Here is a 7,503-nt window from a genome sequence, read left to right on the forward strand (position 1 = left end):
TGGGCGCTGGCAAAGCTCTTTAAGATGCCGCCTGATCTGGCGGCGGGTATGATCCTCGTCGGCAGCGTGGCCAGCGGGACAGCTTCTAACGTGATGATCTATCTGGCTAAAGGCGACGTAGCGCTGTCGGTGACGATCTCGTCCGTGTCCGCGCTGGTAGGCGTGTTCGCCACGCCGCTGCTTACTAAGCTTTATGTGGATACGCATATTCAGGTAGATGTCGTTGGCATGCTGCTGAGCATCGTCAAAATCGTCGTAGTGCCGATCGGCATTGGCCTGATTGTTCACCACACTATGCACGGCGTGGTTCGGCGTGTGGAACCTTATCTGCCCGCCTTTTCGATGGTCTGCATTCTGCTGATTATCAGCGCCGTGGTGGCGGGCAGCCAGGGCTTTATCGGTTCGGTAGGATTGATGGTGATTGCCGCGGTGATCCTGCATAACGCCATCGGCCTGCTGGGCGGTTACTGGGGTGGCAAGCTGTTTGGCTTCGATGAGTCTACCTGCCGCACGCTGGCACTGGAGGTCGGCATGCAGAACTCCGGGCTGGCGGCGACGCTGGGCAAGCTGTACTTCTCCCCGCTGGCCGCCCTGCCGGGTGCACTGTTTTCCGTCTGGCACAACCTCTCCGGGTCGCTGCTGGCAGGCTACTGGTCCAGCAAACCTATCAAAAAATAGTCTTCATCCCCCCGCGCGCTGGCGGGGGGCACTATTCCTCATCCCTTGTGTCGTCAGGCTGCTCCAGTACGCTATAGGCTACCGCACAAAATAGCGAGTTCAGCCTTTTCATATCGCCCAACAGACCCAGATGCAGCGAACTGGTTTCTATACTCTGTACGTTATGCTGGTGCAGCCGATCGACATGCTTATGCGAATAGCGGCGAGTCGTAATGCGGAAACGGTGCTTGGCGCGCCGCAGCCGCTTGGCGCTGGTGATGTCACGCGATAAAAATACTGACAGGCTAAGGCGCAGGTTAGCGTTGAGCTGCTCCAGCAGCGAATCCAGTTCGCCCACGCCTTCCACCGAAAAAGCCCGGTGCGCGTTCAGCGATTTGTCCACCACCTCGCCGCCCATACGCTCCAGAATATCGCCCGCCATTTCCAGGTTCAGCGCCATTTCGATGGTTTCCGCCCAGCGACGTGAATCCTCTTCCGGCAGATCTTCTTTGGGCATCTGCGCCAGGTAGAGCTTGATGGCGGTGTAAAGCACGTCAACATCGTCATCCAGCCGCCGGATTTCCCGCTCTTCACGCAGCTCGCCGTGCATCACTTTACTGAAGCTGGTCAGCATCTGTTCCAGCACGTCGCCTATGCGCAGCGTTTCTCGTGAAGCATTGGCCAACGCCAGTGCGGGCGTATCCAGCGCGCTGCTGTCCAGATGTTTCGGCTTCAGCCGCAGATCCGTTTCCGGCTCCTCACGAATAATACGCTGGCATAGATCGGCCATCAGATCGGTAAAAGGCACCATCACCAGGCAGCGGATCAGGTTGTAGAACACGTGGAAAAAGATCACCAGCTCTTCGTCATTGACCGGCAGTTTTTGTAGCCAGACCGCCAACAGATCGATAAAGGGTAACACCATGAGCGAGCCGATAAATTTAAACAACAGGCTACCCAGCGCCACCTGCTTGCCGGCGGCGTTCGAGCCGCTGTTGTTCAGCATGGCCAACAGGCCGCTGCCTAAGTTCGCACCGATAACCAGACACAGCGCCACTTTGAAGGAGATAACGCCGGTCGCGGTCAGCGTGGCGGTAATGAGCACCGCCGCCAGACTGGAGTAACTGATAATGGCAAACACGGCGCCAATCAGCGCATCCAGCATCACGTCGCCAGTCAGCGAGGAGAAGATAACCTGCACGCCTGCCGCCTGAGTAATCGGCCTCGCCGCTGCGACAATCAGCTGTAACGCCAGCAGGATCAACCCCAGCCCAATACTGGTGCGGCCAAGCTGACCAGCGCGCGTTTGCTTGCGGCCCAGAAAAAAGACAACGCCAAAGAAAATAAACAGCGGCGACAGCCAGGAAAGGTCAAAGGTAAGAATACGTGCCATTAACGCGGTGCCCACGTCCGCGCCCAAAATGATCACCAGCGCGGGCGTCAATCCCACCAGCTCCTGCGCCACAAACGACGTTACCAACATGGTGGTGGCATTGCTGCTCTGCACCAGCGCGGTTACACCGATACCTGCTACGAAAGCCATCGGTTTTTTTGCCACGCTACGGCTGAGCACACGACGAAGATCGGCGCCGTAAACTCGCATAATGCCGGTACGAACAATATGCGTTCCCCAGACCAGCAGCGCCACGGCAGAAAGTAAATTAAGTAGGGTCAGCACGGATATCAGCCTCTTAAATATTCATACATAATAGCTTTAGTCCTGATGACAGACTGTTGCCCTAAGTTTAGTCGCTCTGGCGAAAAATCTTTTTAATCAGCGTCATATTATCGGCCCGGCATCGGAAAAGGGGCATCAGCCTGGCAGGGGATGAAAAAGGCGGGCATAAAACAGGGCACAGCGGCCCTGGTGATAATCAGTCAGCGTCATAGCCCAAATTTGGGGCCAGCCAGCGCTCAACTTCGCTGACCGTCATGCCTTTACGCCGTGCATAGTCTTCGATCTGATCTCGCTGCAGCTGGGCCACGGCAAAATATTTACTTTGCGGATGGCTGAAGTACCAGCCGGAAACCGACGCGCCGGGCCACATGGCGAAAGACTCCGTCAGCTTCATGCCGGTGTGGGCCTCTACATCCAGCAGCTGCCAGATAGTCGCTTTCTCGGTATGTTCCGGACAGGCCGCATAACCCGGAGCCGGACGGATACCCTGGTAGTTCTCGCGGATCAGCTCTTCGTTGCTCAGGTTCTCCGTAGGTGCGAACCCCCAAATCACCTTACGGACTCGCTCATGCAGGTATTCCGCGAACGCTTCTGCCAGACGATCTGCCAGTGCTTTCACCATAATTTTGTTGTAGTCGTCATGGGCTGCGTCATACGCTTGCGCCAGCGAATCCTCCTCCAGGCCGCCCGTAACGGCAAACGCGCCCAGATAGTCCGCTTTGTGGCTGGAGACCGGTGCCACAAAATCGGCCAGGCAGTAATTGGCGAAGTCCGTTTTTTCAGTCTGCTGACGTAAGTGATGGCTGACTTGCAGTACATGACGGCGCGCCTCGTCGCGGTAAATATGGATATCGTCGCCGACGCGATTAGCCGGGAAAATCCCTACCACCCCTCGAGGTGTAAGCGCCTGCTTCGCGCTCAGCTCATCCAGCATCGCATTTGCCTCGGCGAAGAGCCGTTTCGCTTCGTCGCCAACCACCTCATCTTCCAGGATACGTGGGTATTTACCCGCCAGCGACCAGGTCATAAAAAATGGCGTCCAGTCGATATAGTGCCGCAGCGTTTCAATGGTCGCGCTTACTTCGCTCACGCCCAGCTGATGGGGGACCGGTGGCGTATAGTTTTCCCAATCCAGTCTCCCTGCGTTAGCCCTTGCCGCCGCCAGCGAAACCGGCGGCGTACGCGGTTTTTTACGTCCATGCTGGATACGCACCGTTTCATATTCTTTACGCGTGCGGACGACGAAGTCCCCACGCTGCGTGGCGGAAAGCAGTGCTGAAACCACGCCGACCGTGCGCGAAGCATTTTGTACGTAAACCGTGGGGCCGCTGTAGTTTTGCTCGATTTTTACCGCCGTGTGCGCTTTGGAGGTGGTCGCGCCGCCGATAAGCAGCGGCAGCGTAAAGCCCTGTCGCTCCATCTCTTTCGCCACGTTGACCATTTCATCCAGCGACGGCGTAATCAGCCCCGATAAACCAATAATATCGGCATGCTGTTCTCTGGCCGTTTTAAGGATTTTATCACCGGGCACCATCACGCCCAGATCGATAATCTCGTAGTTGTTGCATTGCAGAACCACGCCGACGATGTTCTTACCAATGTCATGAACATCACCTTTTACCGTAGCCAGTACGATTTTGCCGTTAGTGCTGCCCTTCTCTTTACTCGCTTCAATGTAAGGCTCGAGATAAGCGACAGCCTGCTTCATTACTCTTGCCGATTTCACCACCTGCGGCAGGAACATTTTGCCTTCGCCAAACAGATCGCCAACCACGTTCATACCTGCCATTAGCGGCCCTTCGATCACCTCAATCGGGCGACTTGCCTGCTGGCGAGCGGCCTCGGTATCCTCTTCGATAAACTCGGTAATCCCTTTAACCAATGAATATTCCAGCCGTTTCCCGACTTCCCAGCGGCGCCATTCCGCCTGCGGTTTGTTTTCGTCGCCTGCTTTACTGCCCCGATATTCTTCCGCAAGAGCCAGTAGCCGCTCGGTACTGTCTTCACGCCGGTTAAGCACCACATCCTCTACTGCATCACGTAACGCGGGTGCCAAATCGTCATAGATAGCCAGCTGTCCGGCGTTGACTATCCCCATATCCATACCGTTGCGAATAGCGTAATAGAGGAAAACCGCGTGAATAGCTTCGCGTACCGGATCGTTACCCCGGAAAGAGAAGGAGACGTTGGAAACGCCGCCTGAGATCATTGCATACGGCAATTCTCGTTTAATATCTTCACAGGCACCGATGAAATCCATCGCGTAGTTGTTGTGCTCTTCAATGCCGGTAGCAACCGCGAAAATATTAGGGTCGAAAATGATATCTTCCGGCGGGAAGCCAACATCTTGCGTCAGGATGCGGTAGGCACGGCGGCAGATGTCGATTTTACGTTCGCGCGTATCCGCCTGGCCAACTTCATCAAATGCCATCACTACCATCGCTGCGCCATAACGTCGCACAAGACGAGCATGGTGGATAAAGGCTTCCACGCCTTCCTTCATCGAAACAGAGTTAACGATGCCCTTGCCCTGAATACATTGCAGGCCTTTCTCAATAACCTCCCATTTAGAGGAATCAATCATTACCGGCACGCGCGCGATGTCCGGTTCGCCAGCAATCAAGTTAAGGACACGCACCATCGCCGCCTCTGCATCCAGCATGCCCTCGTCCATATTGATATCAATGATCTGCGCGCCGCTTTCTACCTGCTGCAATGCGACTTCCAGCGCCTCGTTGTACTTCTCCTCTTTGATCAGACGCTTAAATTTTGCCGAGCCGGTCACATTGGTACGCTCACCCACGTTAACGAACAGCGTGTCGGCGCTGATGTTTAACGGTTCAAGGCCGGAAAGACGACAGGCCACGGGCAGATCCGGCAACTGGCGAGGCGTTACGCCTTCCACCGCAGCGGCCATCGCGGCAATATGTGCCGGAGTAGTACCGCAGCAGCCGCCAACAATATTTAAAAAACCCGACCGTGCCCATTCCCCTATTTGCTGCGCCATGATGTCAGCGTCCAGATCGTATTCACCAAAGGCGTTCGGCAGGCCAGCATTGGGATGCGCGGACACGTAGCTTTCTGCAATGCGCGACAGCTCTGCCACATACTGGCGCAGCTCGTCCGGCCCCAGTGCGCAGTTCAGCCCGAAAGAGAGCGGTTGTCCATGACGTAGCGAATGATAAAAAGCTTCCGTAGTCTGCCCGGAAAGGGTACGACCGGATGCATCGGTAATAGTGCCCGAAATCATCAGCGGCAGCGTAATGCCCTGCTCGTCAAATTCGCTTTGTACCGCGAAAATGGCTGCTTTGGCGTTCAACGTATCAAAAACGGTTTCGATCATAATGATATCGACACCGCCCGCTATCAGCGCCTTCGTTGATTCACGGTAGGCTTCGACCAGCTGATTGAAAGTGATGTTGCGAAAGGCAGGATCGTTAACGTCCGGTGAAATAGAACAGGTGCGATTAGTCGGCCCCAAAACGCCTGCAACATAGCGCGGCTTTGCTGGCGTGCGGGTGGTCCAGGCATCGGCACATTCACGGGCCAGCTTCGCGGCGACGTAATTGATTTCCGCCGACAGCGATTCCATCCGGTAATCCGCCATTGCCACAGAGGTAGCATTGAAAGTGTTGGTTTCCAGAATGTCTGCGCCCGCCTGCAGATAGGCATGGTGGATCTCGCTTATCACGTCGGGACGCGTCAGCACCAGCAGATCGTTATTGCCTTTCAGGTCGCTCTGCCAGTCAGCAAATCGCTCACCGCGAAAATCCTCTTCGCTCAGGCGATAGCTTTGGATCATGGTCCCCATGCCGCCATCAAGCAACATGATGCGTTTTGCCAGCTGCTGTTGCAGCGCTTCTGTTCTGTTGCTCACTCTGGCCTCTTTGTCACCCTGCGGCACTATGTCAATCAGTATACTGGCATAAGTTTTCATCACGTAGAAGCGAGCCGAGCGGGATATGTTGAGTTTCATAACGGTTGTATGACTCTTATAAAATGACGTGACAAATATCACTCTAAGATATTCATACAGAATTATATGAACTCTTCAGAGGCGTCCCGTGAAGAGCCTGAAAAGAACGGGAAAAAGAGGTTGAAAGGAGAAAGAGAAGGAGAAGGAGAAGGAGAAGGAGAAGGAGAAGGAGAAGGAGAAGGATGTTATTTAGCAACAGGGTTGCTAGCTATGTTGCTATTTTCTTTAGCTGATTTTCATTTATCACGGCTCAATACCGCAGTAAATTCACCTTAAAAAATAATTAAGCTACTGATTTAATGAACTAATTGATTGATAGCATGCACGGAAAATAATTTATTATATAAGAAGTGGGAAGTGGGAAGTGGGAAGTGGGAAGTGGGAAGTGAATAGCTTATCGGAAGAGAAAATCAAAAAGGTAGCGAGTGAACGTGAGCACTCTACTCGCTGTTTAGCACACCAGAAAAACATTAATCAGCTTAATAACAAGTCGCGCAGACCGCAATTTTAGCTAACCAGTAATTAATTTTTTCCTCTCTACACTAATTAAAAGGCCAGCATAGCAGCTGGCCCCCTTTACATTATTCCAACGTGGGATTCATGTGGCGCAGATCGAACGGTGTAATCTGGTAAACGTAGTAGTTCAGCCAATTGGAAAACAGCAGATTACCGTGGCTACGCCAGCTGGCACGAGGCGGAAGTTCCGGGTTATTCTGCGGAAAGTAATTGCAGGGAACCTCCGGATGCAGCCCAGCTTCATAGTCACGGTGATATTCGCCGGACAACGTAAGCGCATCGTATTCCGGATGGCCGGTGACAAAAGCCAGACGTTTATCTTTGCTGGCGAACAAATAGGCACCGGTCTCTTCCGATTCGGCAAAAATCTCCAGATCCGTATAATCACGTAACAGATGCGTCGGGAAATCGGCATAGCGCGAGTGTGGCGCTAAAAAGGTATCGTCAAACCCACGCGTCAGCAGTGCGTGCGGATGCAAAATGCGATGTTCATAAACGCCCGACAGCTTTTTATCACGCGTCTGTTTAGGAATGCCATACAGGATATTTAACGCGGCCTGCACTGCCCAGCAAACAAAAAGCGTGGAGGTCACATGCTCTTTAGCCCAGTGGAGTACGCGTTGGATCTGCGGCCAGTACGCCACATCATTAAAGTCGACCAGCCCCAGTGGCGCCC

At 54.0% G+C, this 7,503-nt stretch carries 5 protein-coding genes; 2 read left to right on the top strand and 3 right to left on the bottom strand.

Annotated features, from left to right (window positions below; all coding sequences use genetic code 11):
- On the top strand, positions 1-678 hold a 678-nt coding region (locus RTK32_RS16130), incomplete at its 5' end, for a bile acid:sodium symporter family protein (RefSeq protein WP_312045736.1).
- 31 nt (positions 679-709) lie between these two features.
- Here the strand turns inward: RTK32_RS16130 and RTK32_RS16135 are convergent.
- Together RTK32_RS16135 and metH are read right to left on the bottom strand one after the other, a co-directional pair.
- Positions 710-2,335 (bottom strand): Na/Pi cotransporter family protein, encoded by a 1,626-nt coding sequence (locus RTK32_RS16135; RefSeq protein WP_312045738.1) that lies wholly within the window; start codon positions 2,333-2,335, stop codon positions 710-712.
- A gap of 196 nt (positions 2,336-2,531) precedes the next feature.
- Positions 2,532-6,212, bottom strand: a complete 3,681-nt coding sequence (gene metH, locus RTK32_RS16140; protein WP_312045743.1) for a methionine synthase — start codon at positions 6,210-6,212, stop codon at positions 2,532-2,534.
- A gap of 165 nt (positions 6,213-6,377) precedes the next feature.
- On the opposite strand from metH, the gene RTK32_RS16145 reads away from it, so the two are divergent.
- A complete protein-coding gene (locus RTK32_RS16145) occupies positions 6,378-6,587 on the top strand; it encodes a hypothetical protein (RefSeq protein ID WP_312045739.1) in 210 nt (69 codons plus the stop codon).
- A gap of 305 nt (positions 6,588-6,892) precedes the next feature.
- On the opposite strand, the gene RTK32_RS16150 is transcribed toward RTK32_RS16145, so the two are convergent.
- Positions 6,893-7,503 (bottom strand): homoserine O-succinyltransferase (locus tag RTK32_RS16150; RefSeq protein WP_312045741.1); only part of this gene is annotated, 611 nt, incomplete at its 5' end.

The sequence above is a fragment of the Erwinia sp. genome (genome assembly GCF_031978025.1).
Taxonomy (GTDB): domain Bacteria; phylum Pseudomonadota; class Gammaproteobacteria; order Enterobacterales; family Enterobacteriaceae; genus Erwinia.